Consider the following 24,978-nt stretch of genomic DNA (forward strand, 5'->3'; position numbering starts at 1 on the left):
CGTTCTCACGCCCAGTCCACGGCGAACGCTACCGCCGGATTGTCCACCAGGACGCGTGCCACCGTCTTCTCACCCAGCGCCTCGACCAGCCGCGGCCGCACCCGGCGCAGCAGGTACGGCATTCCGGGCCCGCCGCTCACCGACCGGGCGCCCGCGGTCGTCGTGTCGCCGCCGAGCAGCAGCCGGTCCGCATACCCGGCCTCGGCGAGCGCGGCCATCGCGTCCGGCATCCGCCAGTCCGTGGCGTGGTTGGCCCGCGAGGGACCGTCGAAGGCGAGGTAGGCGCCCGACCGCGCCGCCTCCCGTTGCGTGACGAGGTCGGGGGAGCGGTTGAGGTGCCCGAGGATCACCCGCCGGGCCGGGACCGCCAACTCCCCGCACAGCAGGTCGAGTACGTCGAGCGCGCCCGTGCCCAGCTCGTGGTGGACGGCGATCGGCGCCCCGGTCGCGTGATGGGCCTCGGCCGCGGCCCGCATCGTCCACCGCGCATGGGCGTCCAGGGCGTGGAACCCGCCGGCGACCTTGATCAGACCGGCCCGCACCCCGCTGCCGGCGATGCCCACGGTCAGCTCGCGCACGAACAGCTCCGCGAGGTCGTCCGCGCGGGAGGCGAGCAACTCGGCGGAGTAGTGCGCCGCTTGGTGCATCCCGGTGGCGGCGACGACCCGCACCCCGGTCGCCGCCGCGAGCGCGGGCAGCTCCTCGGCCCGCCGCCCCAGCCCGTACGGGGTCCACTGCACGACGGTCCCGCCGCCGAGCGCGCCGAACGCGGCCAGCTCCTGCCGGGCGAGGCCGGCGTCGTCCAGCTCCTGGCCGGGCAGCAGCGGACTGCGGAAGAACAGATGGTCGTGGGCGTCGACCACCCCCAACTCCGCGGGGAGCAGGTCCCCTTGCACCGTGCGGACGGACCCTGTCACCACTGCCTCCCGTGTGCCAGCGACGCGCGCCCGGGCTGCGAGAGATGCAGGACCTGACAGAGATCGCCCGGTGCTTCGGGCGCGTCGTGGTCCCAGAGGGAGAAGGTGACCAGCTGCCACCGGTCCGGGTCGACGGCGGTCGCCGCCAGCACAGCGCCGTCCGCCGCCGCCAGCCGGGCCGTATCGTCGACGGACGCGGCCATCAGCGCCGGGAGTTCGGCGTCCTCGGCGATCGGGGTGCGCCGCCGCACCGCCGTACGCACGGGGCCCGAGGCCGCGCGCCCCTCCTCGTAGGCGACTCCGGTCCAGTGCCGGACGGACGGCCGCCCGAAGTCCTGCACGATGCCCTGGAAGCCGGAGCCCCAGAGGAAGGAGTTCATCGCTCGCGGCGAGTTCCACAGGTAGAAGGGCGCGTACTGGTTCACGGGCGAGCCGCCCACACCGCGCTCGCGCATCAGATAGGCCTTGATCCCGAGGCCCGGGAAGTCGTCCAGGAGGTGGCCCCTGGCCGCCACCCGCGCACGGATGAGCCCCATGTCGTGCGCGGCGGGGAGCGTGATCTCGTACTGCATCGCGTACATGGTCGTACCTTCTCCTCACAAGGTCCGGCGGATCGCGGCCGGGCCCCGGCGGGAGCCGGGACCGGGATGCCGGACCACCACGTGGCGTACGTCAGCCGGCCGACGCCGGGGCGGCGGCGGGCGCGGGTGCGAGCAGCGCGAGCAGACCGCGTGCGCCCGCGTCGAAGGCGGCGGTGTCACCGGAGGCGCGCGCCAGCACGTAGCCGCCCTGCACGGTCGCCACGATCGTCGCCGCGATGTCGCCCGGAACCACGTGAGCCCCGAACTCGCCCCCGTCGACGCCCTCTTGGAGCACCGCGGCGAGCCGGTCACGCACGTAGGCGATGGTCTCGTCGACGGGCGCGCGCAGCTCCTCGCTCGCCAGCACGTCCGGGTCCATCGTGAGCCGCCCGACGGGGCAGCCGCGCAGGACGTCACGCTCCCGCAGCAGGTACGCCTCGACCCGCGCGGAGGCGGAGCCCCCGGCGTCGAGCAGCCGGTCGACCGTGGCCCGCATCTCCTCTCCGGTGCGCCGGATCGCCGCGAGGGCGAGATCGGGCTTGCCGGTGAAGTGGTGGTACATGCTGCCCTGGCCGACGCCCGCGCCCTGCAGGATCGCCTTCGGGCTCGTGCCGACGTACCCGCGCTCCCACAGAAGCTCGCGCGTGGTCTCGATCAGACGTTCCGGAGTGCTGCTCATGGCGTGACTGTACATACCAGTAGTTACAGGAGGCAAGGGTGCGGGGGCGCACGGCTCGGGAGCAGACCGGCGCCGGGTCGCGTACTCCGCCAGAAGCAGACGGGGAGCCGCTGGCCGTACGACGCTTTCGTCCCTGATCAGGGGCACGCTCGAACGCATCACGCACAGCACGCGCAACCCTCTGGGAGATGAGTCGGATGCAGACCTTCGCATATGTCGCAGGAGTCGGTCCCGGACCGTGGATCCTGCTCTTCCCGCTGGTCTGGGCGGCGGTCGCGGTCGGCGTCGGCACACTGCTGCGGCGCACGGTCTGGCGCGGCCGGGGCGGCGGGCCGTGGCGCGCCGGGCTCCGCGCCGACCGGCGCGCGGGCCGGGGGATCGAGGAGCACTCGCCGATCGCCGTCCTCGGCCGCCGCTTCGCCGCGGGCGAGATCGACGAGGACGAGTACTGGCGCCGGCTGACCGTCCTGAACGAGGAGTTCGGTCAGTACGCCACCGGGGGCACTCCGGCCGGGCAGGGCACCGCCTGACGGCCGCGGCGCCCCGCGCTCCCGCCCGCAGCGAAAGCCGCCGAAGCGGCGCAGGGGGGTCGTCACCGCCCGGTCAGCCTGCGACGGCCGACCGGGCGGGAGCATGCTCCGACACGCGCACTCCGGGCGCGTCGGCGCGGAAGGCGCCCCGGGCACTGTGTGGCGTAACCGGCGGCAGGGCCGTGGCCGGGGACGGGGCGGGCAGGGCGAACCAGACGACCTTGCCGCCGTCCCGGTGCGGCCGCGCGCCCCAGCTCTCGCTGAGCGCCGCGACCATCGCGAGGCCCCGGCCGCAGGTCGAGACGGCGTCCAGGTCGCGCACGACGGGAAGCCGTGGATCGTGGTCGCGGACCGACAAGGTGAGCCGGTTCCCGCGCAGGGCCAGCTCCACCGTGCATCTCTTGTCCGGCTCGGCGTGCCGGTGGACGTTGCTCAGCAACTCGGTGACACCGAGTGCGGCGAGGTCCGTCAAGGGATCGAGATGCCAGTAGCGCAACTGCGCCGATACGATCCTGCGGACCTGGCTGATCCGCGACGGCAGGGCTTGGAGCTCCACCGTGCAATACCTGCTCGGCTGGCTGATCACGGCTGCGACTCCCCGAATGAGGTCCGGAAGAAGACGAGAACGGATCGAGCGGTACGTTCACGCTGTGGCAGGACCGCCCGCTTCATGTCCGGCGGGGCTGGTTCGCAGCGTCATCGCCGGTGCACCCTGAGTAATGATGTGTGACCAGCGTGACCCAGGGGGTGCGGGGGTGCAACTTCGGCGGCCGCCGCCGGGGGCGGATGACGTCAGGTGGTGCGCGCCCCGGCCCGGCGCACGGCGTCGAGGAACTGCCGCACCGCCGGCGGCCCCGCCTGCGGGCCCTGACCGCCGAGCCGCAGCAGGTACCTGCGGCCGTCGACCTCGGCCGTCGCCCGGTCCTCGGAGCCGAACCAGGGCTTGCCCGCGCGGACTTCGTCCAGGGGGGCGCTGTCGATCTCACTGCCGTAGCTGGTGAGGAGTTCGAGCCTGCCGCCCGTGATCCGGATCTGCCCGGCCCGGGTCAGCGAGCGCAGCCGCCGCCCGATCCGCACACCCGTCGCCGTGAACTCCGGCTCCGCCATGCCGTCTCGCCCCCTCGACTCCTCCTGTGCGGTGCAGTCTGCACGCACCTGCCCGGCAGCACCAGTACGCGGGCGCCGCGCAGCGGGCCGCCGGGTGCATCCAGGATATGCGCCCCCTCGCACGCCCGTTCCCCGTCCCGCCAGCCCAGCCTTTGAGCCGCCCAAAGGCATGTTTATGCAGGTGAGAAGGGTGAGGAAGGTGTCTATGATCGAGGCGTCCGGTCAGGTCCGACCGGGCCCGCACCGGTTCGTTCGGTACGCCGCTCCCGGCGGCCCCGTCCGGCCCGACGCGCGGAACGACGCGAAGGAGCCGCGCGGTGAGCACGACCCAGCAGGGCGCTTTGACGGGCGACGACCCGGCCGGTGAGCCGGTCCCGACGCTCGACGTCGACCACACGGACCCCGCCTACCGGACGTGGCTCAAAGAGGCCGTCCGCAAGGTGCAGGCCGACCACAACCGCTCGGCCGACACCCATCTGCTGCGCTTCCCGCTCCCCGAGCACTGGGGCATCGACCTCTACCTGAAGGACGAGTCGACGCACCCCACGGGCAGCCTCAAGCACCGGCTCGCCCGCTCGCTCTTCCTCTACGGCCTGTGCAACGGCTGGATCCGGCCGGACCGCCCCGTCATCGAGGCGTCCAGCGGCTCCACGGCGGTCTCGGAGGCCTACTTCGCGAAGCTGATCGGGGTGCCCTTCATCGCGGTGATGCCGCGTACGACCAGCGCCGAGAAGTGCCGACTGATCGAGTTCCACGGCGGCCGCTGCCACTTCGTCGACGACCCCAGGACCATGTACGAGGAGTCGGCGGCGCTGGCCGCCCGCACCGGCGGGCACTACATGGACCAGTTCACGTACGCGGAGCGGGCCACGGACTGGCGCGGCAACAACAACATCGCCGAGTCGATCTACCGGCAGATGGAGCTGGAGCGCTACCCCTGCCCGGCCTGGATCGTGGCGACCGCCGGGACGGGCGGCACCTCGGCGACGCTCGCCCGGTACGTGCACTACATGCAGCACGACACCCTGGTCTGCGTCGCCGACCCGGAGAACTCCTGCTTCTTCGAGGGCTGGACGGAGAACAACCCCGACGCCTCCAGCGACTGCGGCTCGCGCATCGAGGGGATCGGCCGCCCGCGCATGGAGCCGAGCTTCGTGCCCGGCGCCATCGACCGCATGATGAAGGTGCCCGACGCGGCGAGCGTCGCCGCCGTCCGCGCGCTCGAAGGGGCCATCGGCCGCAAGGCGGGGGGCTCGACCGGTACGGGGCTGTGGAGCGCGCTCAAGATCGTTGCGGAGATGGTGGCGGAGGGGCGTACGGGGAGTGTGGTGACGCTGCTGTGCGATCCGGGTGACCGGTACCTCGACAAGTACTACTCGGACGACTGGCTCCGGGAGCAGGGGCTGGACATCGGGCCCTACGCCCGGACGATCGAGCAGCTTCTGGTCACGGGGGTGTGGCCGGCGCGCGCAGCGTGAGCGCTGCCGCGCCCGTTCTGTGGCCTCGTCTCCAGGCCCGCCCGTCACCTGACGCCGCGTCGTGCTCACTCGCGCCGTTCCTCGCGCCCCTTGAGGGGCCGTTGTTTGGCTGACGCGTCGTGGTGGTTGCTCGCGCCGTTCCTCGCGCCCCTTGAGGGGCCGTTGTTCGGCTGACGCGTCGTCGTGGCTGGTCGCGCAGTTCCCCGCGCCCCTTGTGGGGCCGTTGTTTGGCTGACGCGTCGTGGTGGTTGCTCGCGCAGTTCCTCGCGCCCCTTGTGGGGCCGTTGTTCGGCTGACGCGTCGTCGTGGCTGGTCGCGCAGTTCCCCGCGCCCCTGAGATGCGCACTGCGTGCGCCATCTCATCGGGCCGCTGGGGCTGCGGCGAAGCCGCATGCTCCAGGGGCGCGGGGAACTGCGCGAGAAGCCCCACCGGGCCCGCGGACGAAGACGGGGGCGCACGTAGTGCGCCTTTCAGGGGCGCGGGGAACGGCGCGAGAAGTCCCACCGGGCCGGGGGTGGAGAGATACCTGGGGGCCGCGGCCGGCCCCAACTGCCGTCCCGTCAGATGTCGGTGCCGGAATCCGGCTCGCCGGCGACAACGAGCCGCACGTGCTCCCCGGCCTCGGCCCGCGCCCCCACCGGCAACCCCGCATCCGTCACCAGCGTGTCCACCTGGTCGAGGGAGGCGAACGAACTCAGCCCCACCGTCCCCCACTTGGTGTGGTCGGCCACCACCACGACCCGCCGCGCGGACTGCACGAGCCGCCGGTTCGTCTCCGCCTCCGCCAGGTTCGGCGTCGACAGTCCCGCCTCGGCGCTGATGCCGTGCACCCCGAGGAAGAGCACGTCGAAGTGGAGCGCCGCGATCGCCTGGTCGGCGACCGGCCCCACCAGGGAGTCGGACGGGGTGCGCACACCGCCGGTCAGCACCACGGTCGCCGCGCCCGGCCGGGTGCCCGCGCTGCGCTGCGCCGCGTGGAACACGTCGGCCACCCGCACCGAGTTGGTGACCACCGTCAGGTCCGGCACGTCCAGCAGCTGCTGGGCCAGCGCGTACGTCGTCGTACCGCCGGACAGGGCGATCGCCGTGCCGGGCGCGGCGAGCGCCGCCGCGGTGCGCGCGATGTCCTCCTTGGCGGTCAGTTCGAGCCCCGACTTCGCCTCGAAGCCGGGTTCGTGCGTGCTCGCCTCGACGACCGGCACGGCTCCGCCGTGCACCTTTTCCAGGACGCCCTGGCGGGCCAGCGCGTCGAGGTCGCGGCGGACCGTCATGTCGGAGACGCCGAGCTTCCTCGTCAGCTCGTTCACCCGGACGCCGCCGCGCCGGCGCACCTCGTCGAGGATCAGGGCGCGGCGCTGCTCCGCGAGGAGGTTCTGGTTCTCGCTCACGTACCGTCTGATCCCTTCACCCGGCCTGCTCTGCCGCGTCATCCTCGCACGCGCCGCCGACAGCGGTGCCACCGCCCGCGCGGACAACCGGTGCGCATCGGTGCCACAACGATCGGGGAGATTCCGTGACGGGGGGTGCGCACGCGCGTCGTGAGCCGGGATTCTGGGACCGGGTCAGGAACGGGGGACGCGCACCATGACGCTCGGGAACCACCAGCACGAGACCGGCGAGACCGACGAGACCGACGAGACCGACGGCACGGACGAGACCGACGGGACGGGCCGGACGGCCGGGACGGGCCGGAGCGCGCCGGGGGCCTCGGGCGGTCCCGGTGAGGGGCGGAACCTCTCCGGCGAAGCGGACCCGCGGGGCCCGAGCCCGGCGGCGGCCGACGAGACCGCCCTGGAACTGCTCGTCCACGGCGTCGGCGGCACCACACCGCAGGAGATGCTCGACGACCCCCGTACGGTCCGTGTCTCCGGCGACGACACCGCGGCGGTCTTCCGCCGGGTCGAGGACGCCGACGCGGAGAGCCGCCCCGACGACTACCGCGGCAAACCCGTCCCCGAGGCGTACGTGTGGTGCAACCTCACCTCGGGCAACGGCTCGCGCGCCCTGTGGCTGTTGCTGCTGCCCTTCATGGTGGTCAACCTCGCCCACTGGATGCGTCCCAACGCCGTGCGCCGCTCGCGCACCGTCCGCCTCTACGGCCTGCTCGTGCGGCTCGTCGGCCTCACCCTCACCGTGCTCTTCGCCGCCGCGGCCTGCGAGGTCGCGCTCGATCTGACGGCGTGGCAGTGCGCGGGGACCGCGGCGTGCGGCGCGCGGCGGGCCTGGCTCGGCTTCCTCGCCGTGGACGCGCACGGCGACGGCGGCTGGTGGAGCCTGCCGGGCCGGCGCCTCGCGCTCGCCGCGCTCGTGCCCACCGCCCTGATGGCGCTGCTCTGGTACCTCTCGCACCGCACGTGGAGCGCCTACGAGTCCCAGCTGCCGCTGCCGCACCAGTCCGAACCCGACGACGGCGAGACGAGCACCGCCCTCGGCAGACCCGGCTTCTGGTACGGGCGCCGGCTCGTGGCCCGGCTGCGTGCCGCGCACAGCGCCGCGGGCCTGCTCACCGTCGCGGCGGCCGTCGGCACGCCCGCGGCCCGCCACGACCGGGCACCCGGCGGCCCCGCCGTCCTCGACGCCCTCGGCTGGGTCCTCGTCGGCGCCCTGCTCGCGGGGGTCGTCGCCGTCGTCGGCGTCGTCGCCCACCGCGGCCGCGACGAGTCCACCCTCGACGTCACCCTGGACCGCGCGCTCGTCCGCCTCCTGCCGTACGCGGCGCTGCTCCTGCTCGCGCTGAGCATGCTGTACGCGGGCTGGTCCCGGCCGGGGTGGCGCTCCGCGGGGCGGCTGCCGGGCGCCTTCGGTATCAGCGCCTTCGGCGGCATCGCCCTCGCCGAAGGCGCCCTCGTCGTGGCCCTCGCCGTCGTCGCCACGCTGATCCACCGCAAGGCCCCGGACCCGAGGGCCGCGCTGCGCGGCCTCGGCGGCCCCGCCACCGCGATGCTCGCCTGCGCCCTCGGCGGCGTCATGACCGGCGGCATCGCGCAGCGCGTCGCCGACTGGCTGGACGGCACCAGCGGCCTCATCGACGGACCGCCGGTGCTGCTCTCCTGGCAGGCGTCCGTGATCCCGCCCCTCCTGGTCGTCCTCGCCGTCCTGTGCGGCGCGCTCACCCTGCGCACCGCGCGCCTCAAGAAGCGCGAGACGGTCAGGGTCGCCCTGGACTACCACCTCTACGACCGGCCGGGCGCCGCCGGGGAGCCCGCGGACCCGACCCGCACCCAGCGCATCGCGGGCACCCGCGCGCGGGCCACCCTCACCGACCGGGCGCCGCTGCTGATCGGTGCCGTCTCCTCGGTGACGCTGCTGCTGGGCGGCCTCGCCGTGGCCGGTGCCTGGGCCACCGGCCAGGTGCCGGGCACCGCGGCCGAAGGCACGTACTCCGTCGTCCAGGGCGCCGCGGACACCGCCCAGGCGCTCGGGTCCTGGCTGATCGGCTTCGGCTTCCTCTTCTTCGTCACCTGGGGGCGGCGTGCCTACAAGGACCCCGCCGCCCGGCGCACCATCGGCATCCTCTGGGACGTGGGCACCTTCTGGCCGCGCGCCGCGCACCCCTTCGCGCCCCCCTGCTACGCCGAGCGCGCCGTCCCCGACCTGACCTGGCGCATGGCCACCTGGACGCGCACCACCGGCGGCCGCCTGATCCTCTCCGGCCACTCCCAGGGCAGCGTCCTCGCCGCGGCGGCCGCCTGGCAGCTGCCGCCCTCCGTACGCAAGCGCGTCGGACTGCTCACCTACGGCTCGCCACTGGAGCGGCTCTACGGCCGGTGGTTCCCCGCGCACTTCGGCCCCGCCGCCCTGGCCGCGCTGCACCGCCAGGTCGACTGCTGGCGCAACCTGTACCGCAGGACCGACCCGATCGGCGGCCCCATCGGCCTGCCCGGCGCCTGCGGCCCGGTGGTCGACCACCCGGCGCTGCCCGACCCGCTCGCCTACGGCCGCACCGCGCAACACCCGCTGCCCGCACCGATCCTGGGCCACGGCGACTACCAGGCCGACCCGGTCTTCGCCGAGGAGCGGGCCCGGCTGCTCGCCCGCCTCAGGCCGGGCGTCCCGCAGCCGCGCCCGGCGGCCGGGGCACCGGACGCGGAGCCGCTCCCGGAGGGCCCTCAGGGCAGCTCGGGCAGATCGTCCGGGTAGAGGAGCGTGAGGTCGTCCGTGTCCGGCTCGTCGACCTGGGCGACCCGCCCCGCGTGCCGCTCCACCATCGACTCGAAGGTCTGCCGCGCCGTCCGGCCGTTGCCGAACGCCGGGCCCTTGGGAAGCGCCGTGAAGTACTTGAGCAGCGCCTCCCGCGTCCCGGCGGCGAGCCGGTACTCGTGCTCCTCGGCCTGCTGCTCCACGATGCGCAGCAGTTCGTCGGGGACGTAGTCGGAGAAGGTGATGGTCCGTGAGAAGCGGGACGCCACCCCGGGGTTGACCGAGAGGAACCGCTCCATCTCCGCGGTGTAGCCCGCGACGATGACGACGACGGAGTCCCGCTGGTCCTCCATGAGCTTCACGAGGGTGTCGATCGCCTCACGGCCGAAGTCGCGCCCGGAGTCCTCGGGCGAGAGGGCGTACGCCTCGTCGATGAACAGCACGCCGCCGTGGGCCCGTTGGAAGGCTTCCTGGGTGCGGATCGCCGTCGACCCGATGTGCTCGCCGACCAGATCGACGCGGGACACCTCGACGAGGTGCCCCTGCTCCAGGACGCCGAGCCCGGCCAGGATCTCGCCGTACAGCCGCGCCACCGTCGTCTTGCCGGTGCCGGGGGAGCCGGTGAAGACCAGGTGCCGGCGGACGGACGCCGCCTTGAGGCCCGCCTGCTGCCGCCTGCGGCCCACCTCGATCATGTCGGTGAGCGCCCGTACCTCCCGCTTGACGCTCTCCAGGCCCACCAGGGCGTCGAGTTCGCCGAGGACGTCCTTGGACGGGCGGGCGGGCCTGTCCGGCGCGTCCTGGGGCGCCACGGGGCGCTGGTCGGGCACGGCGGCGAGCAACCCGACGGTCTGGGTGGCGGTCTGCACGGCCGGCTCGGTGGCCGCGGCCGCCGCCGCGCCGCCGGGACGGACGCCGCCGCTCTCGTCGCTCGCGCACTCCTCCACGACGGGACCGTCCTCGGCGAACTCGTAACCCCCGCGCGCGCACCGCTCGGTACGGCACTTCTTCAGGGTCGTGCGGCAGCCGTCCAGGACGTGGAAGCCGTATCCGCCGCTGCCCGTGACCCGGCAGCCGGTGAAGGTGCCCCGGCCGCCCGCGGACACGTAGAACCCGGCCTCAGCGGGCGAGGTGACCGTGCAGCGCTCGATCGTCGGATCGGCGCCCTTGGTGACGATGACGCCCGTCTGCGTCGCGTCCACCGTGCAGTTGGCGAGCGTGCCGCCGCTGCCGTGGTCGCGGAACCAGGCGCCGGTGGCGGCCTCGCGGATGCGGCAGTCGTCCAGCTGCGCGGTCGCGCCGTCGCTCACCGACACCGCGGTGTTGCGCACCTGCGTCAGATCGCTGTCGACCACGTCGACCCGGGAGCCGCGGTCGAGCACGAACAGGGCGTCCGGCACGTCGTGCACCCGGCACGCGTCGAGCACGGCGGTCGCGCCGTCGCTCACCCACACCGCCGGATAGTCGCCCGTGCTGTCGAAGATCTCGCACTGGTTGGCGTCCACGCGCGTGCCCGGGTCCCACACCGACAGCCCGTTGCGCCCGAACTGCCGTACGGAAGAGCGGGTCAGCGTCAGCACGGACCGGGAACGCAGGTCGATCGCGTTCTCCGGGATGTCGTGGATGCGGCAGTCCGCGAGGGTGAGCACCGCGTCCGTGTCGAGCGTGACCCCGTCCGCCGTCGTGCGGTGCACGTCGCAGTCGGTGAGGTGGGCGGCGGCCCGGCCGGTGATCTGCACCCCCGAGCCCTTGACCTCGTACACCTCGCAGCCGACGGCCTCCAGGCCGCTGCCCTCGCCGGTCGCGGAGAGCCCCGCGCCGCTCGTGTGGTGCACCCGGCAGCGCTCCAGGCGCGGGTGCGCGCCGCCGCGGACGGCGACCCCGGCCTGCCCGGCGGCGACCACCTCGCACTCCTCGAACACCCCGCCGCCGCCGTCCAGGACGGCGATGCCGATGCCCGCGGGATTGTCCACCACGCAGCGCCGCACGGTCGGGCGCGCGCCGCCGCGCACCTCGATCCCCGACGCGGACCGGGTGACCACCCGTATGTCCACCAGTTCGGGGGCGCCCTCCTCGACGAGCAGCGCGGGCGCCGCCGCGTCCTGCCCCTCGACGTGCAGGTCCTGCACGGTCGCGGAGGCGCGCACGGTCAGCGGCACCCCGTCGGCGGGCGCGATGCGCACCGATCCGGGGGAGCCCTCGGGGCCGCGCAGCGTCACCGCGCGCTGGACGACGAGGTTCTCGCGGTAGGTACCCGCGGCGATCGTCAGCACGTCCCCGTCGCCGGCCGCTTCCAGGGCGGCGGCCAGCGACGCGTACTCACCTGTGCGGCGCCGCCACCGCGATGTGCCGGTGTGCGTCACCTGGACCGTGCCCTGTGCCATGGCGCTGATCTGCCCCCACCTCGTCGTACGCGGGTCGTCCACACGCCCTGCCCGGCGTCTGTCCTGCGAAAGGTGGGTCCACCGTAGCGTGCGCGGAGCACGGCGGTTGACCGGAGCAGGACCCCCGTCAGCTGCCCGCGCCGGTCCGGCCCCAGTCGGGACCGGCGATGTCCCACGCGCGGTCCCAACGCGCGTACCGACGACGGACCATGCGCCATACGACGAGGCGGCGCGCGCCCTCGACGAGGCCGATGAGGGCGACGCCCGCGCCGACCCCGGCGAGCACCGCGTGCGTGGCGGCGGTCGCCCGGTCGAGCGGCCGGCCCACGACGTGGCCCTGCCGGTCGGTCCAGAGCGGGAAGGTGTCGCCCGCGCGCGGTGCGGTGAGCCCGGCGACGACCCGGTCGCGGTGGGCCGAGCCGTCCGGCGCCGTCCAGGTCGCCAGGACCCGGCTGTGCGCGTCCCGCGCGGTGGAGGTCTCCGGATCGGGGTCGAGCGGCGGCTGCGCCACCTTCTTCACCACGGTCGCGGTGGTCTCGTGCCGCTGGTCGCGTTGCTCCTGGACCGAGTGGTACAGGGCGTCGCGGGACAAGGACGCCGCGACGGTGCCCACGACCGGCGCGGCGACGACGACGAGGACCAGCGCCACCAGCGCCACCCACGCCTCCGCCAGGTCGGTGCCGCGGCGCAGCGGATTGTGGCGCCAGCGCCAGAGCCCGGTGATCACTCGCACGGACCGCACCCCCTTTCCGCCCCCGTCCTGGACCTGAACAGCGACATGCTGCCATTGTCCCGCAACGAGCATGCCGGGGCACCGGGTTCCCCTGCCGGTCGAGGGTTATTCGAGCACCCTGACCGGATCTCCCACCCGGACGGTGCCGGACGTCAGCGGCACCAGGTTCGTGCCGAAGCAGAGCTGGTCGCCGAAGCGGCGGTGGCGGGCCAGGGTGCGCAGCGGTTCCTTGCCGCGCTCCGCCGTGCGCTGGTCGGTGGTGGTCACGACGCAGCGGCCGCACTTCTTGGTGATGCGGAAGGGGACGGAACCGATCGCGATGCGTGCCCAGTCGTCCTCCGCCCAGGGAGAGGTCCCTGAGACGACCACATTCGGCCGGAAACGGTTCATCGGGAGGGGGCCCTCGTCGGCATGGTCACCCTGCGCGATCAGCGAGTTGAGCGCGTCGAGCGAGGAGAGGGTGGTCACGAGCAGCGGGTATCCGTCGGCGAAGCTGACCGTCTCGCCGGGCTCGGCGTACTCGGGGGCGAGGGGGCGTCTGGTCGCCGGGTCGTCCAGGTGCAGCATCCGGATGTCCGTCTCCAGATAGGCGCTCCACCAGGCGTGCGCCGCCGGGGCGGCGAGCACCGCCTCGACCTTGTCCTTCCAGACGTGGACGGGGGTCGTCCCCACGGGCTCGGGCACCTCGACCGTCAGCGGGTCGAGCCCCGGCGCCGACAGCCGGACGCCGCCGGGCAGCTGCTCGGCGGCGGCCAGCGCGAGGCGCGGATCCTGGCGCTGCGTGACGATCTTGTGCTCGGCGTCGACCAGCACCCAGCGACGGTCACCCGCGAGTCCCCACGGTTCCGCGACCGCCTCACGCGGTGCGTGCCCCCGAACCGCTTTCAGCGGGTAGACGTGTATCGAACTGAGCACTGGTTGCGACATGGGGCCATCCTGCCAGCCGGCACCGACGGCCCCCTGAGCGGGCGAGCGGACCCGGCGAGGTCAGTAACCGCGGTACTGCTGGCGGTTGTACGGATCCTCGTACGGCGCCGGGGCGGGCCGGGGCGCGGCCGGGCGCATCGCCTCGTAGCCGGTGCCCGGGGCCGGACGCTGCGGCTGGGCCTGCTGCTGGTAGCCCCGGGGCGCCGCGGCCTGCTGCGGGATGTACGCCGCCGGGGCGTGCTGCATCGGGGCGTGCTGCTGGGTCCCGTAGCCGTACTGCGGCGACGGGGCGGAGGGGAGGGCCGGCAGGGCCGAGGGCAGGGCGGGCAGATGACTGCCGGTGTCGTACACGGAGGGGACCCGGATCGGGGCGATCTGGGGAGTGCCCCGTTCTGCGACCAGGGAGTCGTAGATCGGAGTGTCCGGGAAGGACGGCGCGGAGTAGTAACCGCCGCCATAGGTGGAGCGGGGGGAGGTCATGGCACATAAGTTAAGCCCACGATGTGGTCGTTGGGGAGACCGATAAGAGGGTTCTTTTGCGTGTCGGCCGTGACCGCGTGTCCCCAATGTGAGCGAACTTGGGAAAAACGGTCGCCACGGGACGCAAGGATCGTGTAAATGCCGCGTTCTCGACGGGTTACCGAGGGTTGACCGACGGGGGGCGAGCGGCGATCTTCACCGTGTCTGCGGGTCCGTCGCGGGTCGGAAAACAGGCCGGGAAACGGGCCGCAGAATAGGTTGTCCGGGAATCCGGAGAGGCATCTTGGGGGCAGACATGACAATGACCAAAGGCGCGAACGTCGCGGTGCCGGCTCCCGCGGTCCGGGTCGAACTGGGATGGCGGTCCGGCCCCGGTGTGCCCGACGCCGACGCCTCGGCGCTGCTGCTGGTGGCCGGGAAGGTCCGCTCCGACGCGGACTTCGTCTTCTACAACCAGCCGGTGCACGCGTCCGGCGCCGTGCGGCACGAAGGCAAGAGCACGGCGGAGGGCAGCGTCACGGACACGCTCCTTGTCGACCTCGCGCGCGTGGAGCCCGCCATCGAGCGCATCGTGCTGGCCGCGTCGGCCGACGGCGGCACGTTCGGCCGGGTGCCCGGCCTTTACATCCGGGTCGTCGACGCGGCGGCCGGGACCGAGCTGGCCCGCTTCGACAGCGCCGACGCGACGGTGGAGACCGCGTTCGTCCTGGGCGAGCTGTACCGGCGCCAGGGCGCCTGGAAGTTCCGTGCCGTCGGCCAGGGCTACGACAGCGGCCTCGCGGGGCTCGCCACCGATTACGGCATCAGCGTGGACGAACCCCAGGCCGCGGCCGCTCCCGTCGCACCGCAGGCTCCCGCCGCTCCCGCCGCTCCCGCCGCGCCGCCGAGCCCGCCGGTGAGCACACAGCCCGCGCCGATCAGCCCGCCGCCGGCGCCTCCGAGCCCGCCGCCCGCCCCCGCCCCCGTACGCCTGACCAAGGTCACCCTGACCAAGTCGGCGCCCACCGTCTCCCTGGCCAAGCAGGGCGGCACGTCCGGCACGCTGCGGGTGAACCTCAACTGGGAGGTGCGCAAGCAGTTCAGCGGCTGGGGCAGCAAGCGCGGCCGGGCGACCGCGCTCCACCGCGATCTCGACCTCGACCTGTGCGCCCTGTTCGAACTCGCCGACGGCCGCAAGGGAGTCGTCCAGGCCCTCGGCAACGCCTTCGGCGCGCTGGACCGCCCCCCGTACATTCACCTCGACGGCGACGACCGCAGCGGCTCGGTCGCCACCGGCGAGAACCTCAGCGTCAACCTCGACCACAAGGACGCCTTCCGGCGCATCCTCGTCTTCGTGACGATCTACGAAGGCGCGCGCAGCTTTGCCGACCTCCACGCGACCGTCACGCTGCAACCGGGCAGCGGGGCGCCCGTCGACTTCTCCCTCGACGAGTGCACGGTGCCCTCCACGGTCTGCGCGCTCGCCCTGATCACGAACGACGGCGGCGATTTGACCGTCCAGCGCGAGGCCCGCTACCTCGTCCCGGAGCGGGGCGTCAGCCCGCAGCGCACCGTGGACCGCGCCTACGGGTGGGGCATGAACTGGAGTCCGGGCCGCAAGTAGCGGCGCGCGGCCCCGGACCGGCTACTGCTCGGGCGCCGGGTCGGGCCGCGCGTACGTACGTCCCTTCCAAGCCGCGCCGCGGCCCCGATAGTGCTGCACCGCGGAGTCCACCGTCATGAGGAGGTACAAGAAAGCGGTGAACGGGAGCAGCGGCGCGAGCCACAAGGGCTGCCGGTAGTAGCGCAGCATCGGCACGTACGTCCCCGTCATCACCGCCCACGCGAGCGCGCCGAACAGCACCGTGGGGACGCTGTGGGCGGCGAGCCCCCCGCCCACGGCGGCCGGCGGCACCAGGTAGATCAGCGTGAGGCCCAGCACCGTGCCGAGGAGGACCAGCGGATTGTGCCGCAGCTGCGCGTAGGCGCTGCGCGACACCATCCGCCACAGATCGGCGAGGCGCGGATAGGGCCGCACACTGTCGACGTGGTCGGCGAGGCCCAGCCAGATGCGGCCGCCCGAGCGCTTCACGGCCCGCGCGAGCGACACGTCGTCGATCACCGCGTGCCGGATGGCCTCCGGGACGCGGGCCCGCTCCGCCGCCCGCGTCCGCAGCAGGACGCAGCCGCCCGCCGCCGCGGCCGTGCGTGCTTCCTTCTCGGCGATCCACCGGAACGGATAGAGCTGCGCGAAGAAGTAGACGAACGCGGGCACCACGAGCCGCTCCCACCCGCTCGCCACCCGCAGCCGCGCCATCTGCGACACCAGGTCGAAGCCGCCGGAGTGCGCCGCCGCCACCAGCGAGCGCAGGCTGTCCGGCCCGTGCGCGATGTCCGCGTCGGTCAGCAGCAGGAACTCCGGGTCGCGCGCGCGGGCCAGGGCGATGCCGTGCCGCACCGCCCACAGCTTCCCCGTCCAGCCCGCGGGCGGCTCGCCGGGGGAGCCGACGGTCAGCGGGAGGCCTCCGTGGCGCGCCGCGAGCGCCCGCGCCACCTCGCCGGTGCCGTCCGTGCTGCCGTCGTCCACCAGGAAGACCTCGGCCCGGCCGGGATAGTCCTGCGCGAGCAGCGACGGCAGACTGGCCGGCAAGACCTCCGCCTCGTCCCGGGCCGGGACGACGACGCACACGTCCGGCCACCGCGCGGGCGCCGCGCCCGGCGGCAGCCGCAGATCCGTACGCCAGAAGAACCCCTGGCACAGCAGCAGCCACAGCCAGGCGGCCAGAGCGGCCGCGGTGATCCACGCTACGACGTCCATCCGCCGCAGTCTGCCCCACGGCCGCGGCTCTGTCGGTCCCATCGTCTATGGTTTCCGGGTGAAGATCGCGCTCATGGACTCGGGAATCGGACTGCTCGCCGCCGCCGTCGCGGTGCGGGCCCTGCGGCCGGACGCCGATCTCGTGCTCTCCTCGGACCCCGACAGCATGCCGTGGGGGCCGCGCACTCCCGAGGACGTCCGGCGGCTTGCGCTGGCCGCCTGCGAGGCCGCCGCCGCGCACCGGCCGGACGCGCTGATCATCGCCTGCAACACGGCGTCCGTGCACGCGCTGCCCGCCGTGCGCGCCCGGCTCGAACCGGAGATCCCCGTCATCGGCACCGTTCCCGCGATCAAGCCGGCCGCGGTGGCCGGCGGGCCCGTCGCGATCTGGGCCACCCCCGCCACCACGGGCAGCCCCTACCAGCGGGGTCTGATCCGCGACTTCGCGCAGGGCGTCGAGGTCACCGAGGTGCCCTGCCCGGGCCTGGCCGACGCGGTGCAGTGGGCCGACGAGGACGGCATCGACCGTGCCGTCGCCGCCGCGGCCGCCCTCACTCCGCGTGACGTACGCACGGTCGTCCTCGGCTGCACCCACTACGAGCTGGTGGCGGAGCGTATCCAGGCCGCCGTGCAGCGCCCCGGCGCCACCCCGCCCGCGCTGCTGGGCAGCGCCGGAGCCGTCGCCGCGCAGGCCCTGCGCCGCATCGGCGAGCGGCCCGACGCCCGGCCGGACGCCCGGGGCGGCCTCACCGTGCTCCTCGGCGGCCGCACCGAGAGCCTGCCGCCCGCCGCGCTCACGTACGCCGAAGGACGCTCCTTGCAGGCCGTCAGCCACGTCGGCTGACTCTCCGGGCCCTGCGGGGGCCGTGACGTCCGCCGCCCCGCGCCGCACGGGGACGGTGACGCTCCGCCGCCCCGCACAGCCCCAGGACGGTGACGCTCCGCGGTCCCGCGCAGCCCGGGACGGTCACGCTCCGCTACCCCGTGCTTTCACCCCGGAACATGAGTACGCTCGTGTGCATGAGGGAACACGCCGCCGACAAGCACCCCGGGCGACGCTCTTCCGCCCACGCGAGCGACATCTGGACCGGCCGGGCACGCAACCGCGTGCAGTGGCTGCTGGCCCTGGGCGGCTTCGCCTGCCTGGCGCTCGGTATCGAGCTGGCCGTGGTCAGCTCCTGGACCGGCGCCGTCGCCGCCCTGGCCATGTCCGTGATCGGCCTGATCGCCGCCGGGCTGCTCATCCTCTTCGGCACGCTCGCCTTCCTGCACGTCTCCGTGAAGGTCGACAAGGAGCACCTGGAAGTGCGCTGCGGCCACGTCGGACTGCCGCGGCGCCGGATCCCGCTCGCCGACGTGGTCGACGCGGACTTCGCGCCGAGCGTCACCCCCCGCCAGTGGGGCGGCTGGGGCTACCGCTGGCGGCCCGAGATCGGTATGGCCGTCGTGGTGCGCCGCGGCGAGGGCCTCGTGCTGAGCCTCGGCGACGGCCGCAAGTTCACGGTGACCGTGGACGACGCGGAGAGCGCGGTGCGGCACATCCGCGACCGCCTCACGCCGAAGAAGGCCAAGCCCCGCATCTGACCCCGCGGGCCGCCGCCCGTCACCGTCCGCCACCGGCCGGCGCCCGTCCGGCCGCCGTGTCCTGGTGACAGGGACGCGCCGTACACTCCCCGGGTGACCGCCACCGCACCTTCCGTCGCCCCGTCGGACGAGCCTCCCGCGCAGCCCGCTCGCCCCTCCTACCTGCGACGGCTCGTGCCCGTCGGTCTGGCGGTCCTCGCCGGGCTGCTGCTCTACGTGAGCTTCCCGCCGCGCGAACTGCCGTGGCTCGCACCGCTGTCGTTCGCCCTCCTCGGCGCCGCCCTGCACGGCCGGCGGCTGCGGGCCGGATTCGGCCTCGGGCTCCTCTTCGGCCTCGCCTACCTCGTGCCACTGCTCTCCTGGACCGGCGTCGACGTCGGGCCGCTGCCGTGGCTGGCGCTCGCCGTCGCCGAGGCGCTGGTGCTGTCCCTGGCCGGCCTGGGCATCGCGTACGTGTCGCGGCTGCCGCTGTGGCCGCTGTGGGCGAGCGGCGTCTGGATCGCCGACGAGGCACTGCGCGCCCGGTTCCCCTTCGGCGGCTTCCCCTGGGGCAAGGTCGCCTTCGGCCAGCCCAGCGGCGTCCTCCTGCCGCTGGCATCGCTGGGCGGCACCCCGCTGCTCGGCTTCGCCGTGGTGCTGTGCGGCTTCGGCCTCGCCGCGCTGGCCCTGCGCGTCGGCGGGCGGTGGCGCTCGGGCGACCGGGGCGCGCGGCTCTGGCGGGACGGCACCGTCACCGCCGCCGCCGTCCTGACCGTCGCGCCGGTGGTCGCGGGCGCCGTGACGCTGCCCTTCATGTCGAACGCGGCGCAGGACGGCACCGCGCGCGTGGCGCTGATCCAGGGCAACGTGCCGCGCATGGGCCTCGACTTCAACGCCCAGCGCCGGGCCGTCCTCGACTACCACGTGCGCGAGACGATGAAGCTCGCGACCAGGATCGACGCCGGCGAGGTGAAGCGGCCCGACCTCGTCCTGTGGCCGGAGAACTCCTCCGACATCGACCCGTACGTCAACCAGGACGCCTACGACGAGATCAGCCGGGCCGCCCGGGCCGTCGGCGCGCCGATCTCGGTCGGCGCCGTCGTCACCGCGAAGGACGGCTCGGCGCGCAACCGGCTGATCCTCTGGGACCCCCAGAAGGGCCCCGGCGCGGTCTACGACAAGCGGCACCTCCAGCCCTTCGGCGAGTACATGCCCTACCGCAGCTTCTTCCGGATCTTCAGCAAGGACGTGGACCGCGCCGGAGACTTCGTGCCCGGCAAGAAGGCCGTCGCCTTCGACATGGCGGGCACCAAGATCGGCAATGTGACGTGTTACGAGGCGGCCTTCGACGACGTCGTGCGCGACCAGGTCCGCGAAGGCGCGCAGATCCTCTCCGTGCCGAGCAACAACGCCACGTTCGAGCGCAGCCAGATGACCTACCAGCAGCTCGCCATGGACCGGGTGCGCGCCGTCGAGCACGGCCGGGCCGTCATGGTCCCGGTCACCAGCGGCATCAGCGCGGTGATCCGGCCGGACGGATCGGTCGCGCAGCACACCGGGATGTTCGAGGCCGACACCCTCCTCGCCGACGTCCCCAAGCGCACGTCGCAGACGCTCGCCACCCGCCTGGGCGCCCTGCCCGAGGCGCTCCTGGTGGCGGTCGGTCTCGGCGGACTCGCCTGGTCCGTCGTGCGCACGCGCTCGGGCCGGCGGTCCCGGGTCTGAGCCGCCGGGCCCCGGGGACGGCCGGTTAGGGTCGACGGCATGGCGACTCCAGAGTTCATCCGCACGATCCGCGCCCACGCCGGTCACCAGCTGCTCTACCTGCCCGGCGTCACCGCCGTGGTCCTCGACGACGCGGGCCGGGTGCTCCTCGGCCGCCGCGCCGACACGGGCCGCTGGGAGCTGCCCGCGGGCATCGCCGAACCCGGCGAGCAGCCCGCGGACGTCGCCACCCGCGAGGTCCAGGAGGAGACGGGCGTCGAGTGCGTCGCCGAACGCGTCGTCCTTGTCCAGGCGATGCCGCCGATCACCTACCCCAACGGTGACGTGTGCCAGTTCATGGACACGACGTTCCGCTGCCGGGCGACCGGCGGCGAGGCGCGCGTCAACGACGAGGAGTCCCTCGAAGTCGCCTGGTACGCCCTCGACGCGCTGCCGCCGCTCGGCGAGGAGGCGCTGCTGCGCATCAAGCAGGCCCGGTCCGGGGGACCGACATGGTTCGAGACCATGAGCGAGCGCTGAAGTATGGGTGCCGGCCACATCGGGCGACGTCAGAGCGGTGCCTAGGGTGCGAGCATGACCCCGCGCACCCCTGACGCCGCCGCCCCCCACGCCGCCCCCCTCGACCTCGGCGGGCGCACCGCACTCGTCACCGGCGCCGCCGGCGGCATCGGCCGGGCCTGCGCCCTGCGGCTCGCCGCCGCGGGCGCCAAGGTGCGGGCGGTCGACCGGGACCCGGCGGGTCTCGCGACGCTGGCCGAGCAGACCGACGGCGTCGAGCCGTACGTCCTGGACCTGACCGACCTCGACGCCGCCGAGGCCGCGGCGGCCGGCGCGGACGTCCTCGTCAACAACGCCGGACTGCAACTGGTGCGCCCCATCGAGGAGTTCCCGCCCGACGTCTTCCACACCGTCCTCACCGTGATGCTGGAGGCGCCGTTCCGGCTGATCCGCGGAGCGCTGCCGCACATGTACGAGCAGGGCTGGGGCCGCATCGTCAACGTGTCGTCCGTGCACGGCCTGCGCGCCTCCGCGTACAAGTCCGCGTACGTCGCCGCGAAGCACGGCCTCGAAGGGCTGTCGAAGACCGCGGCGCTGGAAGGCGCCCCGCACGGCGTCACCTCGAACTGCGTCAACCCCGCCTATGTGCGCACCCCGCTGGTCGAGCGGCAGATCGCCGACCAGGCCGCGCAGCACGCGATCCCCGAGGAGCGCGTGGTGAGCGAGGTGCTGCTGCGCGACAGCGCCCTGAAGCGGCTCATCGAACCGTCCGAGGTCGCCGAGGCGGTGGCCTACCTGTGCACCCCGCAGGCGTCGTTCATGACCGGGGCGTCGTTGACCCTCGACGGCGGCTGGACCGCGCACTGAGACGCGGGTGATCCTGGTGCGCATGGAGCAGCCCCCGCCGCACGCCCCCGCGCCCGCCGGCGACGCGCAGGCCCCGTACCTGGAGCTGCTCGCCCGGGGCGCCTCCGCCGACGCCTACGAACAGCCGGTGCTGCTCGCCCGCGCCGAGGGCGCGCCGCCCGGGCGGATCGCCGCGCTCGAGGACGCCAAGCGGCTCGCGCTGGGGGTGCGCGCGGAGATGGAGGGCAGGCGGCGCCGCGAGGCCGAGCTGTCCGCCCTGTTCGAGACCGCCCACGACCTGGCCGGGCTGCGCGACCTCGACGCCGTCCTCCAGGCCATCGTGCAGCGCGCCCGCTCGCTGCTCGGCACCGACGTGGCGTACCTGACGCTCAACGACCCGGCGCGCGGCGACACCTACATGCGGGTCACCGAAGGCTCCGTCGCGGCCCGCTTCCAGCAGCTGCGCCTCGGGATGGGGGAGGGGCTCGGCGGCCTCGTCGCACAGACCGCCCGGCCCTACGTCACCGACAACTACGGGCAGGACGTGCGCTTCCAGCACACCCGCACCATCGACGCCGGGGTCCACGACGAGGGCCTCGTCGCGATCCTCGGTGTGCCCCTGATGCTGGGGCCCCACGTGATCGGGGTGCTGTTCGCCGCCGACCGGCGCGCACGGGTCTTCGAACGCGAACAGATCGCGCTGCTCGGCTCGTTCGCGGCGCTCGCCGCCGCGGCCATCGACACCGCCAACCTGCTGACCGAGACGCGCGAGGCCCTCGGCGAGCTGGAGCGGGCCAACGAGATCATCCGGGACCGCAGCGGCGTCATCGAGCGCGCCTCCGACGTGCACGACCGCCTCGCCGAGCTGGTGCTGCGCGGCGGCGGCGTGCACGACGTGGCCGCCGCCGTCTCCCAGGTGCTCGACGGCACGGTCGAGTTCAGCGACGCGGACACCGCACCGGGCGAGGCCGTCGAGGTCTCCCGCACCGAGGGGCACGCCGTGCGGCTCGGCGCGGACTGGGTCGCGGCGGTCGCCGCGGGCGGTGAACTCCTGGGCGCCCTGGTGCTGCGCGGGCAGCCCGGCCTCGACCCCGTCGACCAGCGGACCCTGGAGCGCGCCGCCATGGTCACCTCGCTGCTGCTGCTCGCCCGCCGCTCCGCGTCCGAGGCCGAACAGCGCGTGCGGGGCGAGCTCCTCGACGACCTGCTCGACGCCCGCGACCGCGACCCGCGTCTGCTGCGCGAGCGGGCCGCCCGCCTCCACGCCGACCTGGGCACCACCCACGTCGTGCTCGCCGCCCGCCTCGAGACGGCCGCCGCCACCGCCGACGACGACGCGGAGGCCGAGGCCGCCGCGCGCCGCCGCCTGTGGTCGGCGGCGAACCACCTCGCCGCGACCCGGCACGGCCTGGCCGCGGCCCGCGACGGCGGCACGGTGCTGCTGTTGCCCCTGCGCTCCGGCGGCACGGCGTCCGGGGTGGCCGCGCACGTGGCGAAGCGGCTCTCCGCGGCGGTCCACGAACCGGTCACCGTGGGCGCCTCCGCGCCGGTGGCGGACCTGGTGGCCCGGGCCGAGACCGCCGCCGACGCATACGCCGAGGCACAGCGCTGTCTCGACGCGCTGCGGCTGCTCGGCCGGGCCGGCGAGGGCGCCGCCGCGGAGGACTTCGGCTTCCTCGGGCTGCTGCTCGCCGACAGCCGGGACATCGGCGGGTTCGTCACCCGCACCATCGGCGAGGTCGTCGGCTACGACGAACGCCGGGGCACCGACCTCGTGCGCACGCTCGACGCGTACTTCGCGTCCGGGACGAGCCCGGCCCGCACCAAGGACGCGCTCCACGTCCACGTGAACACCGTCGCCCAGCGCCTGGAGCGGATCGGCCGGCTGCTCGGCCCCGACTGGCAGGAGCCCGCACGGTCGCTGGAGATCCAGCTGGCGCTGCGGCTGCACCGGCTGGCGGGCCCGGACCGCCGCTGACCCCGTACGCGCGCGGCGTACGGGGCCGGCGGCGGTCCGCCGCGGGTCAGACCGTGTGCGCGTCGGCGCGGCGGCCGGCAACCGGGGCGCCGGCCGGCGGCTCCTGATCGTCCGCGGTGAGGTCGCGGTGGCGGGTCTCCTTGGCGACGCCCACGGCGACCAGCGTCACCAGCGCGGCGGCGATCACGTACAGGGAGATCGGCGTCGAGCTGTCGAAGTCGGCGAGCAGGGCCGTCGCGATCAGTGGCGCCGGAGCGCCCGCGGCCACCGACGCGAACTGGGCGCCGATCGACGCGCCGGAGTAGCGCATCCGCGTCGCGAACATCTCCGAGAAGAAGGCCGCCTGCGGGGCGTACATGGCGCCGTGCAGCACGAGACCGACGGTGACGGCGAGGATCAGGTTGCCGAAGCTCGCGGTGTCCACCAGGGAGAAGAACGGGAACATCCACAGCCCGACGCCCGCCGCGCCCAGCAGATAGACCGGGCGCCGCCCGATCCGGTCCGACAGGGCGCCCCAGGCCGGAATGGCGGCGAAGTGCACGGCGGAGGCGATCAGCACGGCGTTCAGCGCGGTCTGCTTGGAGACCCCGGCCGACGTGGTGGCGTAGACGAGGATGAAGGCCGTGATGACGTAGTAGCTGATGTTCTCCGCCATCCGGGCGCCGATGGCGACCAGGACGTCGCGCCAGTGGTGCCGCAGGACCGCGACGAGCGGCATCTTCTCGACCGCGCCGCCCTGCGACGTACGGTTCTGCGCCCGGGCCAGCGCCTCCTTGAAGACCGGTGATTCGTCGACAGAGAGACGAATCCACAGACCGACCATCACGAGGACGCCGGAGAGCAGGAACGGCACGCGCCAGCCCCACGAGGTGAACTGGGCGTCCGACAGCAGGGCGGTGAGCGCCGAGAGCACGCCGGTCGCGAGGAGCTGCCCGGCGGGCGCGCCGGTCTGCGGCCACGAGGCCCAGAAGCCGCGGCGCGCGGCGTCCCCGTGCTCGGAGACCAGGAGCACCGCGCCGCCCCACTCGCCGCCGAGGGCGAAGCCCTGGACCAGCCGCAGCACGGTCAGCAGGACCGGCGCGGCCGCGCCGAGCGTGGCGTAGGTGGGCAGCAGGCCGATGGCGAAGGTGGCGCCGCCCATCATCAGCAGGCTGATGACCAGGAGCTTCTTGCGGCCCAGGCGGTCGCCGTAGTGCCCGAAGACCAGGGCGCCCAGCGGCCGGGCGGCGAACCCGACGGCGTAGGTCAGGAAGGACAGCAGCGTGCCGACGAGCGGGTCGGAGCCGGGGAAGAACAGCTTGTTGAAGACGAGCGCGGCGGCGGAGCCGTAGAGGAAGAAGTCGTACCACTCGATGGTCGTGCCGATGAGGGACGCGGCGACGATGCGCTTGAGGTTCGACGGAGCTGGTGGAGCGGTTGCGGGCGACGACATCGGCACCACTTCCTGGCGTTCGACGGGGACGGGCGTGTATGGAGCCACACCGTAGGAACGTGCAGGTCAGAGGCGTATGTGGTGGGACACCATAGTTCCGGGCGGCCAAGTGAGCGCACCCACCATGCGGACGCGCCGACCAGGCGGGCGGGGCCCTTTCGGCATCGGGCCTGGCACGAGAT

General features: G+C 74.0%; 22 protein-coding genes. 10 read left to right on the top strand and 12 right to left on the bottom strand.

Going from position 1 to position 24,978, the window contains the following annotated elements; genetic code table 11:
• Positions 1–5: 5 nt before the first annotated feature.
• The 3 genes from ACIBW6_RS16990 to ACIBW6_RS17000 form a co-directional block, all read right to left on the bottom strand.
• Positions 6–920 carry a phosphotriesterase gene (locus ACIBW6_RS16990; RefSeq protein ID WP_399060179.1) on the bottom strand — a complete coding sequence of 305 codons (915 nt, stop codon included), beginning with the start codon at positions 918–920 and terminating at the stop codon, positions 6–8.
• Positions 914–1,498: a DUF4865 family protein gene (locus ACIBW6_RS16995; RefSeq protein ID WP_399060181.1), complete on the bottom strand. Its 585-nt coding sequence runs from the start codon at positions 1,496–1,498 to the stop codon at positions 914–916. The genes ACIBW6_RS16990 and ACIBW6_RS16995 overlap by 7 nt, the downstream gene beginning before the upstream one ends.
• Positions 1,499–1,589: 91 nt before the next feature.
• Positions 1,590–2,192: a TetR/AcrR family transcriptional regulator gene (locus ACIBW6_RS17000; RefSeq protein WP_399060183.1), complete on the bottom strand. Its 603-nt coding sequence runs from the start codon at positions 2,190–2,192 to the stop codon at positions 1,590–1,592.
• Positions 2,193–2,374: 182 nt separating this feature from the next.
• On the opposite strand from ACIBW6_RS17000, the gene ACIBW6_RS17005 reads away from it, so the two are divergent.
• On the top strand, positions 2,375–2,707 hold the full coding sequence (locus ACIBW6_RS17005; protein ID WP_399060185.1) for an SHOCT domain-containing protein: 333 nt from the start codon (positions 2,375–2,377) through the stop codon (positions 2,705–2,707).
• A gap of 73 nt (positions 2,708–2,780) precedes the next feature.
• On the opposite strand, the gene ACIBW6_RS17010 is transcribed toward ACIBW6_RS17005, so the two are convergent.
• Together ACIBW6_RS17010 and ACIBW6_RS17015 are read right to left on the bottom strand one after the other, a co-directional pair.
• Positions 2,781–3,293 (bottom strand): ATP-binding protein, encoded by a 513-nt coding sequence (locus tag ACIBW6_RS17010; protein WP_399060187.1) that lies wholly within the window; start codon positions 3,291–3,293, stop codon positions 2,781–2,783.
• A gap of 206 nt (positions 3,294–3,499) precedes the next feature.
• Entirely contained in the window at positions 3,500–3,814 is a 315-nt protein-coding gene (locus ACIBW6_RS17015) for a hypothetical protein (protein ID WP_399060189.1), read from the bottom strand.
• A 317-nt stretch (positions 3,815–4,131) separates the two neighbouring features.
• On the opposite strand from ACIBW6_RS17015, the gene ACIBW6_RS17020 reads away from it, so the two are divergent.
• Positions 4,132–5,292, top strand: coding sequence for a PLP-dependent cysteine synthase family protein (locus tag ACIBW6_RS17020; RefSeq protein ID WP_399060191.1), 1,161 nt, complete (start codon positions 4,132–4,134; stop codon positions 5,290–5,292).
• A gap of 561 nt (positions 5,293–5,853) precedes the next feature.
• Here ACIBW6_RS17020 and ACIBW6_RS17025 read toward each other — a convergent pair.
• Positions 5,854–6,681, bottom strand: coding sequence for a DeoR/GlpR family DNA-binding transcription regulator (locus ACIBW6_RS17025; RefSeq protein WP_399060194.1), 828 nt, complete (start codon positions 6,679–6,681; stop codon positions 5,854–5,856).
• A gap of 448 nt (positions 6,682–7,129) precedes the next feature.
• Between ACIBW6_RS17025 and ACIBW6_RS17030 the strand changes: the two genes are divergently transcribed.
• Positions 7,130–9,433 carry a hypothetical protein gene (locus ACIBW6_RS17030; protein WP_399060551.1) on the top strand — a complete coding sequence of 768 codons (2,304 nt, stop codon included), beginning with the start codon at positions 7,130–7,132 and terminating at the stop codon, positions 9,431–9,433.
• Here ACIBW6_RS17030 and ACIBW6_RS17035 read toward each other — a convergent pair.
• The 4 genes from ACIBW6_RS17035 to ACIBW6_RS17050 form a co-directional block, all read right to left on the bottom strand.
• Positions 9,403–11,817, bottom strand: coding sequence for a right-handed parallel beta-helix repeat-containing protein (locus ACIBW6_RS17035; protein WP_399060196.1), 2,415 nt, complete (start codon positions 11,815–11,817; stop codon positions 9,403–9,405). The genes ACIBW6_RS17030 and ACIBW6_RS17035 overlap by 31 nt on opposite strands.
• Before the next feature lie 127 nt (positions 11,818–11,944).
• Complete coding sequence (locus ACIBW6_RS17040) at positions 11,945–12,550, bottom strand: hypothetical protein (protein WP_399060198.1); 606 nt, start codon at positions 12,548–12,550, stop codon at positions 11,945–11,947.
• A gap of 105 nt (positions 12,551–12,655) precedes the next feature.
• Complete coding sequence (locus tag ACIBW6_RS17045) at positions 12,656–13,477, bottom strand: MOSC domain-containing protein (RefSeq protein WP_399060200.1); 822 nt, start codon at positions 13,475–13,477, stop codon at positions 12,656–12,658.
• Positions 13,478–13,537: 60 nt separating this feature from the next.
• Positions 13,538–13,957: a DUF6643 family protein gene (locus ACIBW6_RS17050; protein WP_399060202.1), complete on the bottom strand. Its 420-nt coding sequence runs from the start codon at positions 13,955–13,957 to the stop codon at positions 13,538–13,540.
• A gap of 295 nt (positions 13,958–14,252) precedes the next feature.
• Here ACIBW6_RS17050 and ACIBW6_RS17055 point away from each other — a divergent pair, with 295 nt between their 5' ends.
• Positions 14,253–15,560 (top strand): TerD family protein, encoded by a 1,308-nt coding sequence (locus ACIBW6_RS17055; RefSeq protein WP_399060204.1) that lies wholly within the window; start codon positions 14,253–14,255, stop codon positions 15,558–15,560.
• Positions 15,561–15,581: 21 nt separating this feature from the next.
• Here the strand turns inward: ACIBW6_RS17055 and ACIBW6_RS17060 are convergent, their stop codons facing one another.
• Positions 15,582–16,754, bottom strand: a complete 1,173-nt coding sequence (locus ACIBW6_RS17060; RefSeq protein WP_399060205.1) for a glycosyltransferase — start codon at positions 16,752–16,754, stop codon at positions 15,582–15,584.
• Positions 16,755–16,812: 58 nt separating this feature from the next.
• Between ACIBW6_RS17060 and ACIBW6_RS17065 the strand changes: the two genes are divergently transcribed.
• The 6 genes from ACIBW6_RS17065 (at position 16,813) to ACIBW6_RS17090 (ending at position 23,364) form a co-directional block, all read left to right on the top strand.
• Positions 16,813–17,598: a glutamate racemase gene (locus ACIBW6_RS17065; protein ID WP_399060207.1), complete on the top strand. Its 786-nt coding sequence runs from the start codon at positions 16,813–16,815 to the stop codon at positions 17,596–17,598.
• Positions 17,599–17,774: 176 nt separating this feature from the next.
• Positions 17,775–18,338 carry a hypothetical protein gene (locus ACIBW6_RS17070; protein WP_399060209.1) on the top strand — a complete coding sequence of 188 codons (564 nt, stop codon included), beginning with the start codon at positions 17,775–17,777 and terminating at the stop codon, positions 18,336–18,338.
• Between the two features lie 93 nt (positions 18,339–18,431).
• Positions 18,432–20,042 (top strand): apolipoprotein N-acyltransferase, encoded by a 1,611-nt coding sequence (gene lnt / locus ACIBW6_RS17075; RefSeq protein ID WP_399060211.1) that lies wholly within the window; start codon positions 18,432–18,434, stop codon positions 20,040–20,042.
• A 39-nt stretch (positions 20,043–20,081) separates the two neighbouring features.
• Entirely contained in the window at positions 20,082–20,561 is a 480-nt protein-coding gene (locus ACIBW6_RS17080; RefSeq protein WP_399060213.1) for an NUDIX hydrolase, read from the top strand.
• A gap of 54 nt (positions 20,562–20,615) precedes the next feature.
• Positions 20,616–21,407, top strand: a complete 792-nt coding sequence (locus ACIBW6_RS17085; RefSeq protein ID WP_399060214.1) for a 3-hydroxybutyrate dehydrogenase — start codon at positions 20,616–20,618, stop codon at positions 21,405–21,407.
• A 22-nt stretch (positions 21,408–21,429) separates the two neighbouring features.
• Entirely contained in the window at positions 21,430–23,364 is a 1,935-nt protein-coding gene (locus ACIBW6_RS17090; RefSeq protein ID WP_399060216.1) for a helix-turn-helix domain-containing protein, read from the top strand.
• Positions 23,365–23,410: 46 nt separating this feature from the next.
• Here the strand turns inward: ACIBW6_RS17090 and ACIBW6_RS17095 are convergent, their stop codons facing one another.
• Entirely contained in the window at positions 23,411–24,796 is a 1,386-nt protein-coding gene (locus ACIBW6_RS17095; RefSeq protein ID WP_399060218.1) for an MFS transporter, read from the bottom strand.
• Positions 24,797–24,978 lie beyond the last annotated feature (182 nt).

Origin of the sequence: Streptomyces sp. NPDC049813 (genome assembly GCF_044465085.1) — a bacterium.
Classification (GTDB): domain Bacteria; phylum Actinomycetota; class Actinomycetes; order Streptomycetales; family Streptomycetaceae; genus Streptomyces.